This window comes from Ralstonia sp. SET104 (assembly GCF_003851545.1).
In the GTDB taxonomy this organism is placed as follows: Bacteria; Pseudomonadota; Gammaproteobacteria; order Burkholderiales; family Burkholderiaceae; genus Ralstonia.
This window is the reverse complement of record NZ_BHVX01000001.1, coordinates 532017-555877: the sequence shown is the minus strand read 5'-3', so window position 1 is coordinate 555877 and position 23861 is coordinate 532017. Positions and strand designations below refer to the sequence as shown.

22 protein-coding genes and 1 pseudogene are annotated in these 23861 nt (G+C 64.5%); 12 read left to right on the top strand and 11 right to left on the bottom strand.

Translation table 11 applies throughout. The features are described from left to right. Nucleotides 1–133: 133 nt before the first annotated feature. On the bottom strand, nucleotides 134–1018 hold the full coding sequence (locus tag PSUB009319_RS02530) for a LysR substrate-binding domain-containing protein (RefSeq protein WP_124380665.1): 885 nt from the start codon (nucleotides 1016–1018) through the stop codon (nucleotides 134–136). A 130-nt stretch (nucleotides 1019–1148) separates the two neighbouring features. Here PSUB009319_RS02530 and PSUB009319_RS02525 point away from each other — a divergent pair, with 130 nt between their 5' ends. Then, complete coding sequence (locus PSUB009319_RS02525; protein ID WP_124380664.1) at nucleotides 1149–1907, top strand: sulfite exporter TauE/SafE family protein; 759 nt, start codon at nucleotides 1149–1151, stop codon at nucleotides 1905–1907. Between the two features lie 604 nt (nucleotides 1908–2511). Here the strand turns inward: PSUB009319_RS02525 and PSUB009319_RS02515 are convergent. The 4 genes from PSUB009319_RS02515 to PSUB009319_RS02500 all read right to left on the bottom strand — a co-directional run bounded on the left by PSUB009319_RS02515 (nucleotide 2512) and on the right by PSUB009319_RS02500 (nucleotide 7087). Further along, nucleotides 2512–3018, bottom strand: coding sequence for a redoxin domain-containing protein (locus PSUB009319_RS02515; RefSeq protein WP_124380662.1), 507 nt, complete (start codon nucleotides 3016–3018; stop codon nucleotides 2512–2514). Then, nucleotides 3015–4289, bottom strand: a complete 1275-nt coding sequence (locus PSUB009319_RS02510) for a sialidase family protein (protein WP_374704175.1) — start codon at nucleotides 4287–4289, stop codon at nucleotides 3015–3017. The genes PSUB009319_RS02515 and PSUB009319_RS02510 overlap by 4 nt, the downstream gene beginning before the upstream one ends. After that, entirely contained in the window at nucleotides 4277–6589 is a 2313-nt protein-coding gene (locus tag PSUB009319_RS02505) for a TonB-dependent receptor (RefSeq protein WP_124380660.1), read from the bottom strand. Before PSUB009319_RS02505 ends, PSUB009319_RS02510 begins: the two co-directional genes overlap by 13 nt. 84 nt (nucleotides 6590–6673) lie before the next feature. Further along, nucleotides 6674–7087 (bottom strand): DUF2946 domain-containing protein, encoded by a 414-nt coding sequence (locus PSUB009319_RS02500; protein WP_124380659.1) that lies wholly within the window; start codon nucleotides 7085–7087, stop codon nucleotides 6674–6676. Between the two features lie 187 nt (nucleotides 7088–7274). Between PSUB009319_RS02500 and PSUB009319_RS02495 the strand changes: the two genes are divergently transcribed. The 5 genes from PSUB009319_RS02495 to PSUB009319_RS02475 all read left to right on the top strand — a co-directional run bounded on the left by PSUB009319_RS02495 (nucleotide 7275) and on the right by PSUB009319_RS02475 (nucleotide 12754). Further along, entirely contained in the window at nucleotides 7275–8456 is a 1182-nt protein-coding gene (locus PSUB009319_RS02495; protein ID WP_124380658.1) for a hypothetical protein, read from the top strand. Between the two features lie 84 nt (nucleotides 8457–8540). After that, nucleotides 8541–9557 carry a TraB/GumN family protein gene (locus PSUB009319_RS02490; RefSeq protein WP_124380657.1) on the top strand — a complete coding sequence of 339 codons (1017 nt, stop codon included), beginning with the start codon at nucleotides 8541–8543 and terminating at the stop codon, nucleotides 9555–9557. A gap of 170 nt (nucleotides 9558–9727) precedes the next feature. After that, nucleotides 9728–10039: a YnfA family protein gene (locus PSUB009319_RS02485; protein WP_185453404.1), complete on the top strand. Its 312-nt coding sequence runs from the start codon at nucleotides 9728–9730 to the stop codon at nucleotides 10037–10039. A gap of 77 nt (nucleotides 10040–10116) precedes the next feature. Further along, nucleotides 10117–10512 (top strand): hypothetical protein, encoded by a 396-nt coding sequence (locus PSUB009319_RS02480; protein WP_260392869.1) that lies wholly within the window; start codon nucleotides 10117–10119, stop codon nucleotides 10510–10512. Nucleotides 10513–10603: 91 nt separating this feature from the next. Beyond that, nucleotides 10604–12754 (top strand): ATP-dependent helicase, encoded by a 2151-nt coding sequence (locus tag PSUB009319_RS02475; RefSeq protein ID WP_124380655.1) that lies wholly within the window; start codon nucleotides 10604–10606, stop codon nucleotides 12752–12754. A 10-nt stretch (nucleotides 12755–12764) separates the two neighbouring features. Here the strand turns inward: PSUB009319_RS02475 and mdtD are convergent, their stop codons facing one another. Beyond that, complete coding sequence (mdtD, locus tag PSUB009319_RS02470; protein ID WP_124380654.1) at nucleotides 12765–14207, bottom strand: multidrug transporter subunit MdtD; 1443 nt, start codon at nucleotides 14205–14207, stop codon at nucleotides 12765–12767. A 196-nt stretch (nucleotides 14208–14403) separates the two neighbouring features. On the opposite strand from mdtD, the gene fumC reads away from it, so the two are divergent. The 3 genes and pseudogenes from fumC to PSUB009319_RS02455 all read left to right on the top strand — a co-directional run. Further along, nucleotides 14404–15789 (top strand): class II fumarate hydratase, encoded by a 1386-nt coding sequence (gene fumC / locus PSUB009319_RS02465; RefSeq protein WP_124380653.1) that lies wholly within the window; start codon nucleotides 14404–14406, stop codon nucleotides 15787–15789. A gap of 99 nt (nucleotides 15790–15888) precedes the next feature. After that, on the top strand, nucleotides 15889–16935 hold the full coding sequence (locus tag PSUB009319_RS02460) for a sensor domain-containing diguanylate cyclase (protein ID WP_124380652.1): 1047 nt from the start codon (nucleotides 15889–15891) through the stop codon (nucleotides 16933–16935). Between the two features lie 46 nt (nucleotides 16936–16981). Further along, a pseudogene (locus PSUB009319_RS02455) lies at nucleotides 16982–17212 on the top strand (amine oxidase); the annotation flags it as partial. A gap of 144 nt (nucleotides 17213–17356) precedes the next feature. On the opposite strand, the gene PSUB009319_RS02450 reads toward PSUB009319_RS02455, so the two are convergent. Next, nucleotides 17357–18073: a dienelactone hydrolase family protein gene (locus PSUB009319_RS02450; RefSeq protein ID WP_124380651.1), complete on the bottom strand. Its 717-nt coding sequence runs from the start codon at nucleotides 18071–18073 to the stop codon at nucleotides 17357–17359. A 206-nt stretch (nucleotides 18074–18279) separates the two neighbouring features. On the opposite strand from PSUB009319_RS02450, the gene PSUB009319_RS02445 reads away from it, so the two are divergent. The 3 genes from PSUB009319_RS02445 to PSUB009319_RS02435 all read left to right on the top strand — a co-directional run bounded on the left by PSUB009319_RS02445 (nucleotide 18280) and on the right by PSUB009319_RS02435 (nucleotide 19691). Continuing rightward, nucleotides 18280–18492: a hypothetical protein gene (locus tag PSUB009319_RS02445; RefSeq protein ID WP_124380650.1), complete on the top strand. Its 213-nt coding sequence runs from the start codon at nucleotides 18280–18282 to the stop codon at nucleotides 18490–18492. Nucleotides 18493–18565: 73 nt separating this feature from the next. After that, nucleotides 18566–18928: a DUF1304 domain-containing protein gene (locus PSUB009319_RS02440; protein ID WP_124380649.1), complete on the top strand. Its 363-nt coding sequence runs from the start codon at nucleotides 18566–18568 to the stop codon at nucleotides 18926–18928. Between the two features lie 283 nt (nucleotides 18929–19211). Then, nucleotides 19212–19691, top strand: coding sequence for a YbhB/YbcL family Raf kinase inhibitor-like protein (locus tag PSUB009319_RS02435; RefSeq protein WP_124380648.1), 480 nt, complete (start codon nucleotides 19212–19214; stop codon nucleotides 19689–19691). A 25-nt stretch (nucleotides 19692–19716) separates the two neighbouring features. On the opposite strand, the gene PSUB009319_RS02430 is transcribed toward PSUB009319_RS02435, so the two are convergent. The 4 genes from PSUB009319_RS02430 to PSUB009319_RS02415 all read right to left on the bottom strand — a co-directional run bounded on the left by PSUB009319_RS02430 (nucleotide 19717) and on the right by PSUB009319_RS02415 (nucleotide 23785). Beyond that, nucleotides 19717–20241: a BON domain-containing protein gene (locus tag PSUB009319_RS02430; RefSeq protein WP_124380647.1), complete on the bottom strand. Its 525-nt coding sequence runs from the start codon at nucleotides 20239–20241 to the stop codon at nucleotides 19717–19719. A 160-nt stretch (nucleotides 20242–20401) separates the two neighbouring features. Next, nucleotides 20402–21565, bottom strand: a complete 1164-nt coding sequence (locus PSUB009319_RS02425; RefSeq protein WP_124380646.1) for an alkane 1-monooxygenase — start codon at nucleotides 21563–21565, stop codon at nucleotides 20402–20404. Nucleotides 21566–21864: 299 nt separating this feature from the next. Then, the gene (locus PSUB009319_RS02420) at nucleotides 21865–22677 is read right to left on the bottom strand and encodes an alpha/beta fold hydrolase (RefSeq protein WP_124380645.1); all 813 of its coding nucleotides are present in this window, start codon (nucleotides 22675–22677) and stop codon (nucleotides 21865–21867) included. Between the two features lie 7 nt (nucleotides 22678–22684). Next, a complete protein-coding gene (locus tag PSUB009319_RS02415) occupies nucleotides 22685–23785 on the bottom strand; it encodes a branched-chain amino acid aminotransferase (RefSeq protein WP_124380644.1) in 1101 nt (366 codons plus the stop codon). Nucleotides 23786–23861: the final 76 nt, after the last annotated feature.

Sequence of the window (23861 nt, the reverse complement as noted above, 5' to 3'; positions counted from 1 at the left end):
AAGCGGGAGGTTGGTGCGGCGCCGCACGTCTGTAGCGCTGGACGATCCGCAACTGTTTGCAGTGTACCGACGCGTTTTCACGCGCGCGAGTTCAAACAGCATGCCTCCGCCAAATGAAGGACGCGCACCGTGCTCAGGCCTCGCGCAAATGCTCGATCAACTGGCGCGCAAAGACGGGCAAGTCGTCGAAATGACGCACGCAGATGCGTAACAGGCGTGTCGCCCAGGCGTCGGTCAGGCGCACACGGCGTATGCCCATGGAGCGCTGCAACCGGATCGCCGCATGCTCGGGGATGACGCCAACCCCCACGTTGCGCTCGACCATGCGGCACACCGCATCGAAGCTGCGCAACCGCACGCGGTATTTGAGCCGATACCCCGCTCGCGCGGCATGCCCGGCCAGATACGCCTGCAACGCGTTGTCCCCCGTCAGGCCAACGAAGTCTTCCTGCAAGGTGTCGACAAATGCCAGTTCGCGGCGCTCGGCCAGCGGGTGGTCGCGCGCAGTCACGAGCACCAGACGGTCGTGCCGGAACGGGAAGGTCTCCAGCCCCGACAAGTCCACCGCGTCATTCACGATGCCAATGTCTGCCCGCCCCTGCGCGATCGCCTCGACAATCTCGTGGCTGACCAACTCCTCCAAATCGACATCAATTTCAGGATGCGCAGCCAAGAAAGCGCTGAGCGTTTCGGGCAGAAATTCCGTCATCGCGGCTGTATTGGACAGCAGCCGCACGTAGCCTTTCAGGCCCCGCGCGTATTCGCCCAACTCGCCGCGCATGCGATCCATCTGCTGCAGGACGACGCGCGCATGATGCAAGAGCGTGCGGCCAGCGGCGGTGGTTTCCACACCGCGCCGGTTGCGCGTCAGCAACGGCACGCCCAGGGTGTCTTCCATGCCGCGGATACGCGCGCTGGCCGAAGCCAACGTCAAGTGCGAACGCTCGGCGCCGGCGGTGATGCTGCCGGCCTCAGCGGTGTAAAGGAAGAGCCGCAGGTCAGTCAGATCAAAGCGCACGATTCGTCTCAAGATTGGCGTGAGCCTCAGTTTCAGCCTAAGGCTCAGTCAATGTATCGCAGATTGCGGCATTGCCACCAGTGGCAGAAACTGAGGCATCTCACAACACACCACCCCAACCTCGCCCCCAATGGAATCCGCCACGCTGCTGCTCTTTGGCGCGGGCCTGCTCGCCGGCACGATGAATGCGCTGGCCGGCGGCGGCTCGTTTGTCACCCTGCCCGCACTCATGTTTGCTGGCGTGCCGTCAGTGTTTGCCAATGCGTCGAGCACGGTGGCGCTGCTGCCCGGTGCGGCCACGTCGGCATGGGCGTACCGCTGCGACTATCGCGGGTTCGAGCAGGTTTCGATGCGCGCCATGGTGGGGATCAGCCTGGCGGGCGGCCTGCTTGGCGCGTTGTTGCTGATGAATACGTCTTCACGCGCGTTTGATTTCATCGTGCCGTGGCTGCTGTTGATCGGCTCGCTGGCGTTTACGTTCGGCAAACAGGCGGGCGTGTGGCTGCGCCGGCGCGTACAGATTGGCCGGACGACGCTGCTGGTCACGCAAGGCGGGCTGGCCATTTATGGCGGCTACTTTGGCGGCGCGGTGGGGATCATGATGATGGCCGTCTGGGCACTGTTCGGCCATGACAACATCAAGGCACTGAACGCGTCGCGCACGCTGCTGGTGGGCGCGACCAACCTCGTGGCCGTGCTGTGTTTTGCATTGGCGAAGATGGTGTGGTGGCCGCAGACGCTGGTCATGCTGGTGGCTGCCGCGCTGGGCGGCTATCTGGGCGCGCACGTCAGCAAGCGCCTGCCCGTGCCGGTGGTGCGGGCGTTGATTTCCACCTTCGGTTTTTCGATGACGGCGCTGCTGTTCTGGCGCGCGTGGTCGCACGCTTGAGCATGAGGAGGATCGCCGCCATGTCTCACCCGCCCATGCAGCCGCATCCGACACACCGCGCGCCGCGCGCCTATCGCGATGCGGTGCCGCGCCACACGGCGCGCAGTGTCTGGCACACCCAAGCTGCTCAAGCCGGATCTCGTGAGCCGGAAATCGCCGGCGCACAAACGGTGTTTTACGTCGCGCGAGGCGTTGCGGTTCTGCTGGCCGCAATGGCTGTCAGCTTGGGCGCGGTATCTGACGAGACGCAGCGACCGTCTGCGGCATACCCCACTTCAACGCAAACGACAACGCGCTGAAAGCCAGCGACCATCCGCCCCGCGATGCGGGCCAGCTTGGACAAGCGCGAGGCAAAGAAAAAGCCCGCGGGCCGGGGGGCGGGCGGGCTTAACATCTTCAGCCTTTGACGACGAAAGATGGTCGGGTGTGCTTTGTGAACGAGCAATGCGCCGGAATTCACAAAGCGTCGCCATTATAAAAATTGCCCGCCTCCCGACATACCCCAACAACGAGGGGGGTCTGCATCGTTTCCGCGTCGTTTCCGCATCGTTTTTTAAGGACTGTTCATACTCGGAATGTATGCAGCGCCGCGCGTAAGCCAACGCTAATCCTTGAGCGCTGCATCCAGCGTCTGCGGCGTCAGCAAACCGCTCGATGCATGGCGACTGCCGTCGGGGCGCAAGATGATCGTGCGCGGCATCTCGCCCTGCCAGCCGGGGTCGAGCGCGGCGCGCAGGCGCTCCGGCATGTCTTCGGCATTGGCGTACTGCGGCACGCGCGCAAGCCCAATCTTGCTGTCGCGCGCCAGTGGCGCCAGCGCGCGGTTCAGCATCTCGGCTTGGTCGGGGCCGTCCATCGACACCATCACCACATCCACGTTCTGCCTGACAGTGCGACGCCACTGCGCAATGCGCGCGATGTTCTCTCGGCAGTAGCTGCATTCCAGCGACCAGATCTCGACGATGAGCGGGCGCGCATGCTGTGTCTGCAGCAGCGCCGGCACATCGCGGGCATGCAACGGCTGGAACGGCAGTACCCCGGCCGCCTGCGCAGCGAAGGCGGCGGCAGACAGCGCCACACCCATCGCCAGCGACTTCCATCGAATGTTCATTGCGATGCCTCCAGTGTTGCGTTGGCCGGAACAGCGCCGGTCACGTCAATGAACCGATAGCCCTCTGCCTGCGTGCGCCACGACAGGTAGACATGGCCATCGCGCGCGAGCAGTTGCGGGTGGTCATTGCCGCCCTCCGTGCTCGCCAGGCTGACCGGGGCCGTCCAGTGCGCGCCGCCGTCGGTCGATTTACGCAGCAGGATCTGCATGCGATCGTCGGCAAACTGCTTCCACGCCAGCCACAGCGCGCCGCCGGCCGCCAGCAGCGCCGGATGCGCTGCCTGCGTGCCGGCTTGTGCAGAGCCCGCAAAGGCCCATGCGCCGCCGATCGGTTTGCCATCGGCCGAGAGTCGGCTGTAGAACAGGCCGGGCTTGTCCTGCAGCACCGAGAACCACGCCATGTGCCGCACGCCGTCGGCCGTCACAGCCAGCGCGGGGCCATGGTGCGGACACGCATCAACGCGCCACTCCGAAAACGTCGCGCGCGTGACGGCAAGCGGCGTGCTATCGATCGGCAAAGTCGCCAATGCGTGATCACGAATCTGCCCCGCAAACACGTTGCGCCACAGCGCGAGCATGTGGCCGTCAGCGTCGGGGGCAAGTGCGATGCGGCAGCACTCACAAGTCTGGTCAATGACCTTGCGCTCGGGCGCGAAGGTAGCACCGCGGTCGGTCGATACGGTGTAGTAGAGCGCTGCGCCGTCATACGGCTGTTTGGCCGCCTGCGCGCGCAGCAGGTCGCGCTTGTCGATCCACGTGACGAAGATGCGGCCTGCGCTGTCCACAGCAATCGAATCGAAGCGGTGCGTGATCGGCTGGCGGTCGTCATGGACAGTCACCGGCGCGGCCCACGTCTTGCCGCCGTCAAGCGAGCGCGAAAACCGCACGAAACCCGTGTATGGCGCATCGAGCGGCCGCGACCAACTGATGTACAGCGCGCCGTCCGGGCTGGCGACGATTTTCGGGCGGTTCTCGCCGTCGGTGTAGACCGGCTCGGGTTGCGGGTTCACCCGCTGCGGCTTGGAGAGCGTCTTGCCAAGATCGTCGGACGAGGCAACCACCACGTGCTGCCCTTCGGCCCACGTCACCCACAAACGCCCTGCTTTGTCGAACGCGGCTGTCGTGGCGAGCTGCGCGCGTTGTGGCTGGGCGGCAGCTTTGCCCGCCATGGCGCCATGATCGTGGCCTTCGTGCGCTGCGCTCAACGTTGCGGCCAAGGCCAGCAACGCACCGGCTATCCACCGAGGAATCGAGTGCATTACAGACGCCATTTCAGTTGTCCATAGAAAGTGCGCGACGGATACGGGTGGTACACGAAGTACCGCCGATCGGTCAGGTTATCGACCCCCAGCGCCAGCGTGACGTGCTTGTCGATGCGATAGCTCGCTTTCAGATCCACGGTGACAAAGCTGCTGGTGCCACCGTAGACGTTGGGCAGCACATCCGTGTTGTCGAGCGTGCCGTATTGCCGACCGGAATAGCGCACACCCGCGCCCACCGTCCAATCCTGCGTAGCGTGCCAACTGGCAAACAGGTTGGCGCGCACGCGCGGCATGCGCGGCCAGGTCTTGTCGACGTAGTTGGGGTTGGCGGCGTCGGCCAGCGTTTTCGATTGCGTCAAGGCAACGTTGGCCTCGACATCCACACCGCGCACACCAGCATCTTGCAAAACGTCCTGCCCGGAATACGCCAGTTCAATGCCGCGCGTGCGCACGCGGTCCACGTTCTGCACGTTCGTCACGTTGGGCGTAACGGTGATGTTCGTCTGCGTGTAAATGCTGTCACGCACGTCGCTCTGGAACAGGCTGGTGCGCAGCACGCCGTACGGCACAGCCTGCTCGACGGTGAAGTCGAGATCATTGGCGCGCTCCGGCTTGAGGTGCGGATCGTTGTTGACGATGGTGTTGCCGCTGATCGTGCCCTGGAACAACTCTGCCACGGTGGGGAAGCGCACCGCACGGCCGTATGACAAGCGCAGCAACGTATCCCGCGTGGCCTGCCATTGGATTGCCGCCTTGGGGCTGAACGCGTCTTCGGTGCGGCTGGCGTAACCGAGCGTGCTGCTGTTGTTGCCAAGCTGGCCGTTGTAAGCCCGCCAGCTCTCATAGCGCAGGCCCAGCGTTGCCAGCCAGCGCGGCGCAAAGGCCCAGGCGTCCTGCAGGAAGACGGCTTGTGTTTGCGTGTCGCCCTGGTAGCTGGATTTGAGTGTGGAAAGGGTTTGCGCCGCCCAGTCTGTGGCATTGAAGGTCTGGTTGCGCAGGTGGTACTGGTCGTAGTGGTAACCGGTCGTGAACGTGTGGCCGGACACCGTGGGCGACGTTGCCTTGATATCGAAGTTGGACCAGCCCGTGCCATCGCCGTAGAACACGGTGCCCGGGCCACTGCCGGCGGCCGTGTTGGATGCACGCAAAATGTCGCGCGTGACGTTGTAGGCCGAAGCGTTGGTGTCAATCTTCCAGCCTCCGACCGCGGCCCTGACGCCCACGCCGTAGAGCCAGTTTTCCTGATCGCCGTTCTGTGGGGCGAAGGCATTTTGGGCAATCGTGTAGGGCGTGCCGTTGATCAGCACATTGCCGCCCGTGACAACGTTGCCGGCAGCATCGCGAAGGAAGCTGACCGCCTGATCGGCGAAATGGTTTTCCCAATGCCCCAGTGTGAGCGACGCCTCCAGGCTGTCGCTGAAGATATAGCCCAGGCGTAGCGTTTCCTGCAGTTGCTGGGTGCGCTCCAGCATCTGCGGGCCGAGAATCACGCGCGGCTGGCCGTTGAGGCCGAGATCTTGCCGCGCGCCCGTCACCGGTACCGGCGTACCACCGGCCGTGAACTTCGAATTGGGCGTGGCATATTGCATCGGCTGGCTGTCGTTCTCCAGCCGGTCGACCGACAGCGCATACCAGAACTTGCCGATGCGGTCGCCCAGCGATGCGCTCTCGTGGTTGCCGGTGACGTTGCGCGAGAAGCCATACGCATCGTTGTAATGCTGGCGCATCAGTTGTGTCTGCGCGGCGGCCTCGAATTTCTCGGGGCGGCGCAGCGTCATCGCGATGGTCGTGCCCATCGAGTTGCCCGGCAGCAGCGCCGAGAACGGCCCGTACAGGATATCGACGCGCGCCAGATCATCCGGCCCGACCATCGACCAGCGCGGCGGATAGCTGTAGCTGGAACCGAGCAAATTCGAGAGCAGGATGCCATCGGCATACAGCAGGCCGCGCGCGCTCTGGATCTCGTTGAAGTCGCGGCCGGCAAAGATGGAGTTGCGGTCGCCAATGAAACGGCGGCGCACCATCACGTTCGGTTGGTATTTGACCGCGTCTTCGGTGGTGACGACGTTGCGGTCGGCAAGTTGGTCGGCCGTCACGCTTTGCACAACGGCGGGCGTGTTGCGGGCGAACGGCGTGGGGTTGGCGCTGGCGCGCACCACGGTGGGCGCGAGTTCCTGGGTGACGGGCATGGGTGCCGCATCGTCAGCGGCGAAGGCAGACAGCGGTGCCGCCGTGCTCAACGCGAGCACCGCGCAGCACACCAGCGTGCGCCTGGGGCAGGCGGCCCCTGTGCGCTTGTGGGATGACATCGGAAAGGTCTCCGGATTGCGATGGCGCGGGCCGCAACTGCAGCCCAGCGCGAAGGCGCCGCGAGACTTACTCCCGCAGGCGCGTCAGATCGACAACGTCGGAGACACAGGCGGCGCGCGCGACTCGGCCACACGCAGCGCGCTGCGCGCGTACACGGGCGCCGGGCTGGCCGGCTGCCGTACGCGATAGACGAAATGGGCGGAAGGCACATCCAGCGCCGGCACGGATGCCAACGCAAACCCGGCAGCAAACCCCGGGCAATACAGGCAGTGCGCCACGCTGTGGTGGGCTGCCGACCCATCGGCGGAGCCATTGCCTTGCAGGTCAACGGCAATCCGGACGGTCCTGCCCGCTGTTCCGTCATGCCGTGCCGTTGCGCTGCACAGTTCGATGGCAAGCGTGCCCGTGGCTGCCGCGCGCGCGGCAGCGAGCACCGGCGACAGTACGTTCAGTACGATCGCAAGCCAGACGAGGAAAAGCCAACGGCGGTGGAACATAGAGATGAAACGTCAGAATGTGTGGAGTATAGCGCTGCACATAGTTCCCTCGAATTGCCTGCGGCACAGTGCCGCGTAAGGGGAAATCGGCGGAAATCGACTGGCAACCCGATCAGAATTAGCCTTAATTATTGGATTGGCTATAATTTATACCAACCCCCATAATCAGCCCTAAACCAGGCTTCCAATGGACCAAGACACCGACACCGGCCGCTTTAACTTCCACCGCCAGGACCTCGCCAACACGCTGTGCAACAGCCTGGAGGGCAAGGGCTTGGCCGACGCGCGCTCCGGCCTGTTCCTGGCCGCGCCCCGGCGCACCGGCAAAAGCACATTTCTGCGTGAAGACCTCGTGCCGGAGGTGGAGCGTCGCAAGTGGATCGCCATCTACGTGGACTTGTGGGCCGACCGCGCCCGCGACCCTGGCCTGCTGATCGCCGACGCCATCAAATCGAAGCTCGCCCAGTTCGACGGGCCGATCGCCAAACTGGCCAAGCAGGCCGGCATGGAGAAGGTCGACGTGCTGCGCACCTTCACCTTCAACCTCGGCAAGATCGGGCTGCCGCCGGGCATCACGTTGGCCGATGCGCTGGATGTGCTCTACAAGGCGGTCCGGCAGCCCGTTGTGCTGATCATCGACGAGGCGCAGCACGCGCTGTCCACCGAGGCCGGCACCAACGCGATGTTCGCGCTCAAGGCCGCACGCGATCAGATGAACCAGGGCGTGGAAGACCCCCGCTTGTTCCTGGTGTTCACCGGCTCGAACCGCGACAAGCTCGCCAACCTGCTGCTCAATCGCACGCAGCCGTTCTTCGGCTCGCGCGTGACCAACTTCCCGCTGCTGGGGCGGCCGTATGTGTTGGCGTACACGGCATGGGTCAACCAGCACCTGGCGCCCAACAACCAGTTCAAAGAAGACGATATGTTTGCCGCCTTCCAACTGGTCGGGCACCGGCCGGAGATGCTCAAGGGCATTGTCAGCGAGATCGCGCTGGAACTGGGCGAAGCCGCCAGCCTGGGCGAACTGCTCAAGCGCGGCGCGCAGGGGTTTCGGGACCGCATCTGGGGCGAGATCGAAAGCGATTACAGCGCACTGACCGAAATCCAGCGTGCAGTGCTGGCCGTGCTGATCGAGCGCGGGCAAGGCTATTCGCCGTTCTCGGAAGACTCGATGAAGGCGTATGCGGCCAAGCTTGGCCACAGCGAATTTTCCACCGCCACAGTGCAGGCGGCGCTGGATGCGCTGCGCGACAAAAACCTGATCTGGAAGGAGTCGCGCGGTGCCTATGCGCTGGAGGACGAAAGCTTGGCGCTGTGGTTTCGTGAAACGCGGGGCGCGCATGCCGTGCCGTCGCGTTTAAGCAAATAGGCGCGCGCCGCCCGTCGATTGCGCGATAACCCGCGCTCGCTACACTGTACGAACGACCACAACAACATTTCGGGGAGCGGCCAAATGGCACGCAATCGCACCATGTGGCGCACGCTCACGGCCGCGCTCTGCCTGTTGGCGGGCATCGACGCCGCTGTCGCGCAAGAGCCGACGGCTGCACAGACACCAACCACGAACTGCCCGCCCCCGGCTGCCAGCTTCATCCCCAAGGACGGCTGGGCCGCTGCCGCCCAACGCGCAACCGACCACGGCCTGCTCTGGCGCATCGAAAAAAAAGGCCATACATCGTGGCTCTACGGCACGATCCACGTCGCGCGGGCCGACTGGATGCTGCCCGGCCCCGCCGTGCGCAATGCGCTTGGGCAGGTTGACAGCATCGCGCTCGAACTCGACCTGCTCGACACAGACACCAACCGCAAGCCGCTCACCGCGCCCAACACCAGCGAAGACCGCCGCCTGATGACCGGCCGGCGCGGTGAGCGCCTCAACAAGCTGCTCTCTGCGGCCTGTCTGCCTGACACGGCACTCACGCAGATCCGCAAGTTCCAGCCGACCATGCAGTTGGCCTCGCTGGCCGTCCTGGGCGTGCGCACCGACGGGCTCTATCCCGATTTCGGCATCGACCTGTTCCTCACGACCTACGCCAAGAGCATGCATCTGCCCATCGTGCCGCTCGAAACGCTGGCGCAGCAGGTGCGCGTGCTCAATGAGATCGTGCCGAAGAACGAAGTCGTGCAGCAGTTCGATACCGTGCTGGATGCGATTGAATCCGGCGAGGCGCGCACGCAGACGCTCACACTCGCCAACGCCTGGGCCGACAGCGACATCAGTACGCTGGAGCACTACCCACAGTGGTGCGATTGCATGAAAACGGCATCGGATAAGCGTGCCTTCCAACGCCTGGTGACGAACCGCAATCGTGCCATGGCCGAGAACATTGCACGCGTGCACGCCAGTGGCCAGCGCGTGTTTGGCGCGGTTGGCGCGCTGCACATGATCGGGCCTGAAGGGATTCCCGCGCTGCTGGCGGCACGCGGGTACAAGGTCACGCCGGTGTTGCCAGCGCCGGCTCCGCACTAGCCCTTGTGCAGTGTTCGCAGGTCGGGCGAAGTTCGAGCATTGTGTCCTCGGTGTGGTGAGTTCAGTCCATTGCAGCCTGAATCCACTGCGCGCACGTTTCATCGGTCACAATCCGTGCGGTTTGCGTTTTGATTGCACTGGGGCCCGCTTTGGAACTGCTTCGTGTTGCCATGCTGTTTGCCGTCACCGCCGTGGCAGAAATCGTCGGTTGCTACCTGCCGTGGCTCGTGCTGCGGCAAGGCAAACCGATCTGGCTGTTGCTGCCGGCAGCGGCCTCGCTGGCGCTGTTTGCGTGGCTGCTGACGCTGCATCCGGCTGCTGCCGGGCGCACCTATGCCGCGTATGGCGGCGTCTACATCGCCGTGGCGCTGGTATGGCTGCGCTTGGTCGACGGCGTTACGCTCACGCGCTGGGACATCGGCGGCGCGGCCATCGCGTTGGCGGGGATGGCCGTGATCGCCCTGCAGCCGCAGGCCAGCTGACCGAGTTGCGCGCGATATTTAGGCTTTCCTGAGAGAAACGGAACCCTAAGCCGCCGCTGTGATCGGAAGGAGGGTCATTGCTGCCGGCCACCGCGCTGCGCGCCGGCCGCCCACGCATCCAACGATCATCCAACCGTTTTGTTCTGGAGGCCATGATGCCTGCCAACACCCTCAAGCACCTTGTCGTGGCGTCGACCTTGATGTCGGCAGCCATGACCGCCTCGGCCCTGACCACGTCAACCTTCACCTTCACCGATCAGGACCTGCAAGGGATGCTCGCCCACAGCCAGCCCCCTGTGCCCGCTCAGCAGACCCACCCCACCGAAACCGCATCCACGAACAGGCTGCGCGTCGGTTTGAGCGATCCGGGCACGCAACTCGTGCTGCCCTGGTTCCTGGCGGATCTGGTGGATGCCATCAACCAGCGGTCCTCGCCCCAGGACTTTGCGAAGAAGCTGCGGGACGGGATCTGATCGCGGGGTTCGTCATCCACCTTGCTCACGTTCCCCGGGCAGGCAACGCAGTGCTGTATATTTATACAGTTATTTTTTGTGACGCCCTGCCGTGCTCTCCGCTTCTCCCAACCCAGACATCGCCAATGATCCGGTTACCCCGGATTACCTGGCACAACTGAACGACCAGCAACGCCAGGCGGTTGAGTTCGGCATTTCGGGGGCAGATGCGGCGCAAACCGGCCCGCTACTCGTGCTGGCCGGTGCTGGGTCAGGCAAAACGCACACGCTGGGCTGGCGCGTCGCGCATCTGGTGGCCAACGGGGCTGATCCGCAACGCATTCTGCTGCTGACGTTCTCGCGCCGGGCGGCGAGTGAGTTGTCCAACCGCGCCGGCCACCTGCTGGCGCGTGCCATGCAGGGCGCGCGAACAAACAGCGCGCTGAATTGCGCTGGCACGTCGTACAAAACCACCCTGCCCTGGGCCGGCACCTTCCACGGTATCGGCGCGCGGCTCTTGCGCGAGTACGCCGAGCGCGTCGGCCTCGCGCCCGATTTCACCATCCACGACCGCAGCGATTCAGCCGACCTGCTCAACGTCGTGCGCCACGAACTGAACCTGTCGACCAAAGAACGACGTTTTCCGCTCAAGCAGACGTGCATCGCAATCTACTCGCGCGCCATCAACGCCGAAAGCCCACTGAACGCCGTGCTCAAGCACCACTTCCCGTGGTGCGCGATGTGGGAAGCGCAGTTGCGCACGCTGTTCGACGCATATACCGAAGCCAAGCAGGCGCAGCACGTGCTCGACTACGACGACCTGCTGCTCTACTGGCACGCGATGGTGTCCGACACCGAGCTGGTGGCCGAGATCGGCGCGCGCTTCGACCACATCCTCGTCGACGAATATCAGGACACGAACCGGCTGCAATCGTCCATCCTGCGTGCGCTGCGCCCGGATGGCCGCGGCGTAACGGTGGTGGGCGACGATGCGCAGTCGATCTACGCGTTTCGTGCGGCGACGGTGCGCAACATCCTCGACTTTCCGCGCCATTTTTCCCGCCCGGCACACACGGTGCTGCTGGAGCGCAATTACCGCTCGACACAGCCGATCCTGGATGCGTCCAACGGCGTGATGCGCTTTGCCACCGAGCGCTTCGCCAAGACGCTGTGGACGGATCGGACATCGACGCATCGCCCGCGCCTGATCTCGGTACGCGACGAAGCCGAGCAGGCGCGCTGCGTGGCCGAACAGGTGCTGCATCAGCGTGAAGGCGGGTTGGCGTTGAAATCGCAAGCGGTGCTGTTTCGCACGGCGAGCCACAGCGCGCCGCTGGAAATCGAACTCACCCGCCGCAACATCCCGTTTGTGAAATACGGCGGTCTGAAGTTTCTGGAAGCCGCGCACGTGAAGGACGTGCTCTCGGTGCTGCGCTGGGCCGAGAACCCGCGCAACCGCATCGCCGGGTTTCGCGTGATCCAACTGCTGCCGGGCGCAGGCCCCGCCACCGCCGCACGCGTGCTTGACGCAATGGCCGAGGCGGCGGACCCGATTGCCGCGCTGCTCGCTTACGAGCCGCCCGCACGCCTGGCGGGTGACTGGGCCACGCTGATGACGCTGATGCAGACGCTGCGCATACCCAAAGACAGCCTGGAATGGGCCGGCGAACTCGAAGCCGTCGGCGCCTGGTACATGCCGCACATGGAACGCCTGCACGACGATGCTGCCGTGCGCCAGGGTGATCTGGAGCAGCTTGCCCGCATGGCCGCCACCTATGCCACGCGCGAGCGCTTCCTGACAGAAATGACGCTCGACCCGCCCGAGCTGACCAGTGATGAATCGGGCGACCCGTACCGCGATGAGGACTATCTGATCCTGTCCACCATTCATTCATCGAAAGGCCAGGAGTGGAAGGCGGTGTATGTGCTCAACGCCGTGGATGGCTGCATGCCGGCCGACCTGGGTGCCGGCTCGCATGACGAGCTGGAGGAAGAGCGCCGCTTGCTTTACGTGGCGATGACGCGCGCTCGCGAGCATCTGGACATCCTCGTACCACAGCGGTTCTACGTTACGCAGCAAACGCCCAATGGCGATCGGCACATCTATGCATCGCGCACGCGTTTTATTCCGCCTGCGTTGCTGCCGCTGTTCGAGGCCTGCGCATGGCCAACACCAGTGCCCGGCGCAGACCCGGCGGCAGAAGCGCGCTCGGCAGCCAAGGTCGACCTCAGCAAGAAGATGCGTGGCTACTGGAAGAAGTAGCCGAGCGCAGTCAATGCACTTCCATCTCGGGCCGTTTGATCACCTGCGTTGACTCGAAGCGCGAGAGCTGCGCGAAGATCCACGCCGCCGCGCAGGTCATCACGCCCACGCAGACGAAGGTCTTGTGGAACGCCGCCAGCGTGTCGCGCCCTTCCGGCCCGGCGGTAAAGTCGGTAAAGCCGGTGAGCAACGCCCCGGCCGCAGCCACGCCCAGGCTCATCGACAGCATCATCACCATGGAGAGCATGCTGTTGCCCGCGCTGGCCAGCGGGCCGGTCAGGTCTTTGAGCGTGAGCGTGTTCATGGCCGTGAACTGCATCGAGTTGAAGGTGCCGAACAGCGCCAACTGCACGATGCGCAGCCACAGCGGGCGATCAGGCGTCATCACGGCAAAGCTGGCCATCATCAGCCCGACCATCACCGTGTTGGCAGACAGCATGCGGCGATAGCCGTAGCGCTTGATGGCCCACGTGCCCAGCGGCTTGGCAGCCATGCCGGCAGCGGCCACTGGCACCATCATCAGCCCGGCCTGCAGCGGCGTATACCCCAGGCTCACCTGCAACAGCAGCGGGATCAGGAACGGCATGCCGCCGCTGCCGATGCGCGCAAACAGGTTGCCCAGCACACCAATCGAAAAACTCGGAATACCGAACAGCGAACGCGGAAACAGCGGCCCCGATCCGCGCTCATTCACGCGCCCCGCGTGCAGCCAGTACGCAGTGAGCGCTGCCAGCCCGAAGATCAGCAGCACCAGCACCGTTGCATGCTGAAAGCCCAGTTCGGACAAACCATCAAGGGAGAACGACACTGCCGCCATGCCAAAGGCCAGCATCAGATAGCCCGACCAGTCGAAGCGGGCGTCTTCCTCCGCGCGCACATCGGGCATCACCTTGAGTGTGACCAGCGCGCCGATCACACCCACAGGAATGTTGATCAGGAAGATCCAGTGCCACGACACCGCCTGCACCAGCCAGCCACCCAGCGTCGGGCCGATCAGCGGGCCGATCAGCCCCGGGATGGTGACAAAACTCATGGCCGGCAGAAACTGCTCGCGCGGCACCACGCGCAGCACCGTCAGCCGCCCCACCGGCATCAGCAGCGCGCCACCCACACCCTGCACCACGCGCGAGATGATCAGCATGTCGAGGCTGCGTGATTCTGCGCACAGCAACGAGCCGATGGTGAACAGGAAGATGGCTGCAAAAAACATCTTGCGCGTGCCAAAGCGATCGGCCAGCCAGCCGGAGGCAGGCATCAGCATGGCAGTCGTCAACGTGTAGGCGATGATGACCGACTGCATCTTCAGCGGGCTTTCCGACAGGCTGCGCGCCATGGCCGGCAACGCCGTGTTGACGATGGTGGAATCGAGCGTCTGCATGAACAGACCCATCGCCACCAGCCAGAGCAGCGGCTGAAGCGACTTGTCGAGGGAAGCGGAATGCGTGGTGGACATAGGGCGATAGGGCGGGGGCGGCAAAAACGGCAGAGCGCGCGGCGGAGCCGTCATTGTGGCGTGCCTGGCCTGGGCCCGCAAACGGTGTACCCGGCAAAACCGTGCGCTCCCCCATCTGCCCTATCGCCAGCATGGGCACTGGGCTCTGCCTATACTGGAGTGTTCGTCCCAGTCACCTCGCGCCCTTCTTTCTGCCATGACCACCCGTACTGAACGCGACACCTTTGGCCCCATTGAAGTCCCTGCCGATCACCTGTGGGGTGCGCAAACGCAACGCTCGCTGCAGAACTTCGACATTGCCGGAGACCGCATGCCGCGCGAGTTGATCGACGCGCTCGCGCGCATCAAACGTGCCAGCGCCGCCGTCAACCATCGCCTCGGGCTGCTGCCCGCTGACAAGGCCAACGCCATTGTGAGCGCGGCCGACGAAGTCATTGCCGGCAAACACCCGAACGAATTCCCGCTGGTGGTCTGGCAAACGGGTTCGGGCACGCAGACCAACATGAACATGAACGAGGTGCTCGCCAACCGCGCCAGCGAACTGCTCGGCGGCGAGCGCGGCGAAGCGCGTCTCGTGCATCCGAACGATGATGTCAACCGCAGCCAGTCGTCCAACGACGTGTTCCCCACAGCGATGCACGTGGCTGCGGTGACAGCCATCACGCAACATCTGCTGCCCTCGCTGCGCACCTTGCGCGAAACGCTCGCCAGGAAGGCGTCGGACTTCAACGACATCATCAAGATTGGCCGCACGCATCTGCAAGATGCAACGCCGCTCACGCTCGGCCAGGAGTTCTCCGGCTACGTTGCCCAACTGCAGCACAACGAAACGCACCTCAACGCCGCCCTGCCGCACTTGTGCGAGCTGGCACTGGGCGGCACGGCTGTCGGCACGGGCCTCAACGCACCGGCCGGATACGCCGAACAGGTGGCCGCAGAGCTGGCCCAACTGACCGGCCTGCCTTTCATTACCTCGCCGAACAAGTTCGAGACCATGGCCTCGGCTGATGGCCTGGTGCATGCGCACGGCGCGTTGAAAACGCTGGCCGCCAGTCTCACCAAGATCGCCAACGACATCCGCTGGCTGGCCAGCGGCCCGCGCAGCGGCCTGGGCGAAATCGCCATCCCCGAGAACGAGCCGGGCTCGTCCATCATGCCGGGCAAGGTCAACCCCACGCAGAGCGAAGCCGTGACGATGCTGTGCGCGCAGGTGTTCGGCAACGATGTCGCCGTCAACATGGGCGGCGCGTCGGGCAACTTCGAACTGAACGTGTTCCGCCCGATGATTGCCTACAACTTCCTGCACAGCGTGCGCCTGCTGGCCGACGGCATGCGCAGCTTCAACGACCACTGCGCCGCGGGCATCGAGCCCAACCGCAGCCGCATCGACGAGCTGGTACAGCGCTCGCTGATGCTGGTGACGGCGCTCAACCCGCACATCGGCTACGACAAGTCAGCGCAGATCGCCAAGAAGGCGCACAAGGAAGGTACGAGCCTGCGCGAAGCCGCCCTGGCGCTGGGCTATGTCACACCAGAACAGTTCGACGCGTGGGTGCGGCCGGAGAATATGGTCGGCCGTTAAGTCGTTGTATGTTCTTGCCCCGCAGCTTACTGCGCGTGAGTTATCTTTATCTTTTTCGCCCGTTTCAAGCGCGCCGGCCCGACCGGCGCCCTCTTGCGCATGAAACCCGCCCCGATTCCACATAACGAAGCAGAACGTCTGGCCTCGCTGCAGGACATGCTATTGCTGTCCACGCCGGATGAGGAACTGTTTGACCGTGTCACGCGCACGACCAAGCGCGTGTTCGATGCGCCGATCGTGCTGGTGTCGCTCATTGACGCGCAGCGGCAGTGGTTCAAGTCGTGCGTTGGCCTGGGTGCGCGTGAGACCCCGCGCGACATCTCATTCTGCGGCCATGCCGTGGCCGCAGACCAGATGCTGGTCATTCCTGACACCATGGCCGACCCGCGCTTTGCCGACAACCCGCTCGTGACCGGCGCGCCGCACATCCGCTTCTATGCAGGGCGCCCCGTCAAGAACCTCGCGGGCTACGCCGTCGGCACGCTCTGCGTGATTGACCAGAAGCCGCGCGCGTTTGATCAGACCGAGCGCAAATTACTCGACGATCTGGCCAGTTGGGTGGAATCGGGTTTTCGCGAGCGCGAACTGAGTGAAACGCAGCGGTCCATCCTGACCGAGCTGCAGGTCGCGCGGCATGAGAGCCTGACCGACCCGATGCTGAGCATCTGGAACCGGCGCGCTGCCATGGAACTGCTCACACGCGAATGCGGCCACGCAACGCTGCACGAGCAGCCGCTTTCACTGCTGGTGGTGGACGTTGACCACTTCAAGCGCGTGAACGATACCTACGGCCACCCCGTGGGCGATGCGGTATTGGTTGAGATTGCACGCACGCTGCGGGTGAATTCGCGCCCCATCGATACGGTGGGCCGCTACGGCGGCGAAGAATTCCTGGTGGTGCTGCCCGATAAGACCACCGTGCAGGCCGCCACCATCGCCGAGCGACTGCGCAGCGCGGTGGAGGCCTCGGAGATTGCCACGCCGGAGGCCGCCATCCGTTGCACCATCAGCCTTGGCCTGGCGAGTTGCAAGCCCGGCCTGGACCTGTGCACCCCCACGGACCTCATCATGCGCGCCGATGCCGCACTGCTTGCCGCCAAACGGTTGGGGCGCAATCGCGTGATATGCGACGGCCAGACGGTGTAGATCAGTTCGGTGCGGGCGCACCACCGCGCGGGGCGACGCGCACGTTACGGTGTATGGCATCCGCTTGCGCACGCAGATCCGCTGCGCAGACCTGACGCTACGCGGGCACGCGATGGCAATTCCCACACCGGGCTTCCTCTCACGGCCGGGCATTGCGCGCCTGCGTGAGAGCGCCGGGCCGATCCACTACGCGCGTGCGGATCTGTCCGGCGACTCGGTCGTTGAAGAGGCTGCGTGGTGGGGTGATCGCGCGGCGCGGCGCATTCTGGGCGGCTGAGTTCCCGGCGGCGCGGCCGGCCCCCCAGCTGCCGTTGGTGCGGCAGCGCCGTGAATCATAGCGGCGGCGGTAGCCTGGCCGACGCGCCCAATTACAGCATTTCGTGAGCGCGCCTTACCGCCAAACCCGCCTGTCGTGCTGCGCTTACCCCTGACGCGACCAGAGCGTGCGGCCGAAGAACGTCAGCGCCCGGTCCCACGCATGCTCGGCCCACACCGGGTCGTACTGCGTGATGGCGATACGGTTCGGGCCGACGGCGGTCTCGTTGGCAAAGGCGTGATGCGCGAGATAACGGTGGAACTCGACGTCCACGCCGGCATCGACCAGCTTCTTCTCCAGCGCATCGACCGTTTCGATCTTGAAGGCGTTGTCTTGCGTGCCCCAATGGCCCTGCACCGGCACCTTGATCTTCGAGGCATCGATGTATTCCAGCGGCGGGAAGCCGTACCACACCACACCGGCTGCGGCTTCGGGCACGTTGCACAGCGCCAGCAGCGTCAGTGCGCCGCCCATGCAGTAGCCCGTCACGCCCACGCGGTCGCAGCTTTGCTTCAGGTATTGCACGGCACCGCGAACATCCTGCGTGGCCGCGTCGCCAAAGTTCAGGTTGCTCATGAGGTGGTGGGCCTCCTCCTCTTCCACCGTCATGGTGCCGCGGTAAAGGTCGGGCACCAGTGCCACGTAACCGGCGCGCGCCAGGCGGTCAGCCACGCCGCGAATCTGGTCGTTCAGGCCCCACCACTCCTGGATGACAACCACCCCCGGCGCGCCCTCTGCCTTGGCCGGCTTGGCCAGATAGCCCTGGAGTTCCTGCCCATCCGGGCGCTTGAACGAGATCATGGATCCATGCGGTGCAGTCATACGAAAAGCTCCTCTGCGTGAAACGAAAGCGCACAGCATAGCCCTCGGCGGTGAAATTTGCAGCCGCGCCTCCAGCGAGGAAGCGCTCTCAGACGCACGCCTTTCATTCAATTTAACCCGGGTATTATTGAGATGCCATTTATACCCGGGTAATAATCGCCATCAGCATTTGCCTTCGACACGACCGCATCACGCAAGGGCCGACCATGACCGATCGACGCGAACTGAAACGCCAATATCTCAAAACTCGAACACATTGGCTGGCCTGCATGCCTGCGTGCCAGGCCAGCTCTGTGGAATGCGTGCAACCACTCGGCTTGCCCGGCCCCGCCGTGCTCAGGCGCGTGCTGGCCTTGGAGAAGATTGGCCTGATTGCCCGCGAAGGCGCTCGCGATGCCCGCGCGCTGACCACGTTCTGAGCCCCCTTCACCGGGGGCAGGCATCCGGCACAAACTCTCTATCATGGCGGCAAGCTCACTTTCGATGACCGCCATGATCAAAACACTCGCCCTGCTCGTGTATCTGCTCGTGCTGCTGATCCACGTCTACATCGTCGTGCTGGAAATGGTGCTGTGGAAGACGCGCGGCCCCAAGGTATTCCGCATCACGCCCGAGAAAGCCGCCGAGACTGCGGCCATGGCTTCCAACCAGGGCTTGTACAACGGCTTTCTGGTGGCGGCGCTGGTGATCGGCCTGGTAGCGCCGGACCCCGCCGTCAACGCATCGTTTGCATTGTTCGGGCTGATCTGCGTGGCGGTGGCTGGCATCTGGGGCGCCATCACGGTCAACAAGCGGATTCTCTTCGTGCAGACGGTGCCGGCGGTGGTGGCATTGGCGCTGGGGTGGTTTGCCTGAAGCGCGCAGCGGTACGCGTCTGTGCGTTGATGCGACGGCGGCGATGCTTGTCTGCACTGCCGTCGCGCACTAGCTTGAAAGGAATCAGAAAGGCCTGCACAACCGGTGCGCCCGCCGGTGGGACCGATGGGGCTGACAGGGCCGATAGGACGATAGGACCAACAGGACCAACAGGACTTCACACATGTCGCCCACGCGTTGTCGAACGCGCAGAACGTGCGCGCTGACGTTATTGCTGGCGATTGTGTGCAGCTCGCCCGCCTCCGCTCAAGCGAGGAACACCATGACGCTCACCCTGACCTCGCCGGCCTTTGCTCCCGGCGGTGAAATGCCTGCGCACCTCACATGCGAAGGCGCCGATATATCGCCACCGCTCGCATGGACGGGCGTGCCGGCCGGTACACGTAGCCTCGCCCTGATCATTGATGATCCGGACGCACCCGACCCGGCAGCGCCGAAGATGACCTGGGTCCACTGGGTGCTCTACAACATCCCGGCCGGCACGACCGCGCTGGCCGAAGATGCCGCGCGCAAAGGGCTGCCGCCCGGCGCACGCCCCGGCAACAACGACTGGAAGCGCACCGCCTACGGCGGCCCCTGCCCACCCATCGGGCGCCACCGCTACTACCACAAGCTCTATGCGCTGAACGTGGAATTGCCGGAGCTTGGCGCCCCCACCAAAGCCGAGCTGGAACGCGCCATGCGTGGCCATGTGCTGGCAGAGGCGGAACTCGTCGGGACGTATCAGAAGCACAAACCCTGAACCCACCGCGCGTTCGGCGCAACGCTTACGGCTTGGCGGCCGCGCCCTTGCGAAACAGCGCGTAGGGCACGCCGCGCTCCGGGTGTGCGGTTGTCTCGTTGATGAAGCGCTCGACATCCGGCACCTCGCGCAGCGCCGCCATGAACGGCGCAAACGCATACCCCGGCGCCACGCACCCCTGCACGAGCACCCAGCGCTGCCAGACCGTCACCCACAGGCTCGTCTTATCGCGCCATCCGGGCACGTGGATCGACATCCACTGCAGGCGCCGCTTCGCCGTCTCGGCAATTTCGTCGTCGTAAGAAAACGCGTTGGGCAAACGGCAGCGCCCCTCAACCCAGCAGTGGTTGCCGTGCTCGATGCGGTGATGCGAATCGCGCTTCCACTCAGCCTCGCTGATGCGCGGGCCGGCGGGCTCGGGGCAGTTGGCAACGCCAGACGAAATCTGGAAGAAGGGATCGTGACCGCGGTTTTGCAGGTCGTCCTGCGCAAGAACAGCGGGCACGGCCAGCAGCAGCGCCAGGGCAAGGCAGCACGGGGGAATCGTCACGGTGGCCTCCTCGCCCGCGCGGGGCGGCGGCTGGAGCAATGCTGCGAAGGATAGGCGCAAAGTGCCGTGCCAACCAGACGCCCTGACGCCTTGACGCCCTGAAGCCCCACGGCGCCCCCGCTACCTCTGCTTCACATGCGCCGCGAGCGGCCAAGCCAGGTCAGGCGCGCGCCGGATACTGTGCGAGCACCTTCTCGCGGATCGACGGCTTGATATTCGCCAACGACATGTTGCCGTTGTAATGCGCCACCACGCGCGGGTTCATTACACGGAACCACAGCGGCGGCACATAGGCGATCAGGATCATCGCCGCATAGCCGGCAGGCAGTTGGGGGGAATGCTCGAAATGCCGCAGCGCCTGGAACGAGCGCGTCGGGTTGGCATGGTGATCGGCGTGTCGTTGCAGTTGGTACAGGAACAGGTTCGTCACCACGTGGTTGCTGTTCCACGAATGCTGTGGCGTGCAGCGCTCGTAGCGGCCGCTGGGCAGTTGCTGGCGGCACAGCCCGTAGTGCTCCAGGTAGTTCACCACCTCCAGCAGCGAGGCGCCGTAGACGGCCTGGATGATCAGGAACGGCACGGCTTTGGGCCCGACGAACGCAATGCACACGCCCCATAGCACCACGGTCATTGCCCACGCGTTGAGCACGTCGTTACGCCAGGACCAGACCGAATGGCCGTGCAGCTCCAGCCGCCGCTTCTCCAGTGCCCAGGCAGATTGGATGCTGCCCACCACGGTGCGCGGCAGAAACGACCAGAACGATTCGCCATAGCGCGCGCTTGCCGGGTCGGCCGGCGTGGCCACGCGCACGTGGTGGCCGCGGTTGTGCTCCACAAAGAAGTGGCCATAAGCCACCGGCGCCAGCGTGATCTTCGCCAACCAGCGCTCGAAACCATCGGTCTTGTGGCCCAGCTCGTGCGCGGTGTTGATCGAGATACCCGTCACCACGCCCACTGAAAACGCAAACGCAAGGTAGTCGTACCAGGCAAGGTCGTACGTGCGCAGCACCCACATCGCCGCCGCAAAGCTCACGTAGAGCACGGTGGTGGCCAGATAGACGATGCGGCGGTAGTAGCGTTGCTTTTCCAGCGTCGGGACGACTTCCTCGGGCGGGTTATCGCGGTCGTCCCCGATCAGGTAATCGAGTAGCGGGATGATCGTGAACACGATGAACGGCCCCGCCCACCAGAGCGGATGCCAGCCCGTCGCAAGCGCCGAAACGGCTGCGATGATCGGCAGCGTGATGGTCAGCGCGCCGAGCATCCAGAGATAGCGTTTGCCGTCGGTCCACTCCACGGACGCGACCATGCCGGGTGTTGCCATTGTCTTCCTCCTGTTTGCCCCGCTGGGTGGCTTGGCTGTGTACGCACATGCGTGCGCCGCCGGGGTCATGCCCGACACCTGCGTTATAGGCGTGGGAGGAGAAGAGGCCAACGCCCGAAGCTAGGGGCAAACTTCCAAACAAGGCCGCCGCTGTGCAGCGTTCTGTCAGCGGGGAAAAAGCAGTTGATTGAAACGGCCGATTTAAAAACGGTCGTTCGATTTTGGTGCGATGCACCTGAACCGAGGCTCGCAATAAGCGTCGATGCCAGCACCTGAACGGCGCTGGCCGGCAATGCGGATCAAATGGATGCGGTGAGGAAAGCGTTGACTGCATCAAGCACGGCAGTCTCCTGCTCCCGGTGCGGCACGTGCCCGCAACGCTGTACCAGCTTGAGTGTGGCGGGTGCGCCAGCCAGCGTGACAATGCGCTCGGGCTGCGCGGTCGAGCCGTATTCGTCTTCGGTGCCATGCAGCGCCAGCACGGGGCTGCGCACCGCAAGCAGCGCATCGTCCAGGCACCACTGCGCAAACGCCGCAGACAACCACGTGTTGACCCACGCATCCAGCACCCATGGGGCCTTGGTGCCGTGGTACCGCTCCAGCCGGCTCATCTGGGCGGGCTCGGCAAACTGCCTCCGGGCGACACGGATGCCTTCTCGCGTCTGCTCTTCCACAAACGCCTGCGCCGCCTCGGTGATCAAGCCCGCGCAGCGGCCCGGATACGCTGCCGCAATCGACACCGCCATCCCACCGCCCACGCTGTGGCCAAAAGCGATGAAGCGATCCACGCCAAGCTGCTCGGTCAGCGCGGCAAAACCGCCATACGCTTCCTGCTGGATGAAGCCCGGATCGAGCTGACCCGGAAATGCATCGGATTGGCCAAAGCCGAGCCGGTCGTAAGCGATGACCGCATGCCCGGTCGACTGGGCCAGGCGCTGCGGAAAATCACGCCACAGTTCAACGCAGCCGAGCGAATCGTGCAGCAGCACGATAGGCGGCTTGGCGGCATCATCCATCGGGCCGCCCCATTGCTTGGCATAGAGACGGCCATCAGGTGTGGTGACCCACACCTCTGCAGCATCAACGGAGAGCGGGGAAAGCGATTCAGCCATCCCGGGCTCAGAACAGGCGGTCGAGCCAGTTGTGCGGATCCGGCGCGCGGCCGTTCTGCAGTTCAACCAGCGCTGCCTTCAGCTTGGTTGTCAGCTCACCTGCCCTGCCGTTGCCGATGGTGAAGTTGTGCTTGTGACCCTTGACCTTGCCGATCGGCGTGACCACGGCGGCCGTGCCGCAGGCAAAGGCTTCGCGCAGGCGGCCGCTTTGAGCGTCGGCTTGCCATTGGTCGATGGAGTACGGCTCTTCGCGCACGGTCAGGCCCATGCCGCGCGCCAGGGTGATCAGCGAATCGCGCGTGATGCCCGGCAAGATCGTGCCGGTGAGCGGCGGCGTCTGCAGCGAGTTGTCGTCAAAGACGAAGAACACATTCATGCCGCCGAGTTCTTCAATCCATTTGCGCTCCACCGCATCGAGAAAGACCACCTGGTCGCAGCCCTCTCGCGTGGCCTCGGCCTGCGCGACGAGGCTGGCGGCGTAGTTGCCGCCGCACTTTGCCTCGCCGGTGCCGCCGGGCGCGGCGCGCGTGTAGTTGTCCGACACCCAGATCGTGACGCCCGACGAAGCGTCGCCCTTGAAGTACGCGCCCACCGGGCAGGCAATCACGCAGAACAGGTACTCAGCCGACGGCTTCACGCCCAGGACCACCTCGGTGGCAATCATGAACGGGCGCAGGTACAGCGCCGAGCCCTGGCCCGACGGAATCCAGTCGCGGTCCAGCTTGACCAGCTCGCGCACGGCTTGCAGAAACAGATCTTCCGGCAGGGCAGGCATGGCCAGACGCTTGGCGGAATTCTGGAACCGGCGCGCATTCGCGTCCGGGCGGAACAGTGCACCACCGCCGTCCGGCAGGCGGTAGGCCTTCATGCCCTCGAAAATTTCCTGGGCGTAGTGCAGCACCAGCGTAGACGGATCGCACTGGATCGGGCCATGCGCGCCGATCTTGGCGTCGTGCCAGCCCTTGCCCTCGGTGTAGCGGATGGTGGCCATGTGGTCGGTGAACACGCGGCCGAAAGCGGGGTTTTCCAGCAGGCGCGCGCGCTCATCCGCCGGAACAGGGTTCGGGCGCTTCTCGATAGAAAGGGCCGACTCGACAACGTTGTTCATACCGTCTCCATGGGGTGCGAGGGCGCAAAAAACGCCCAAACCGCTATTTTGCGCCAATGGCGATGCAATTTGGTTG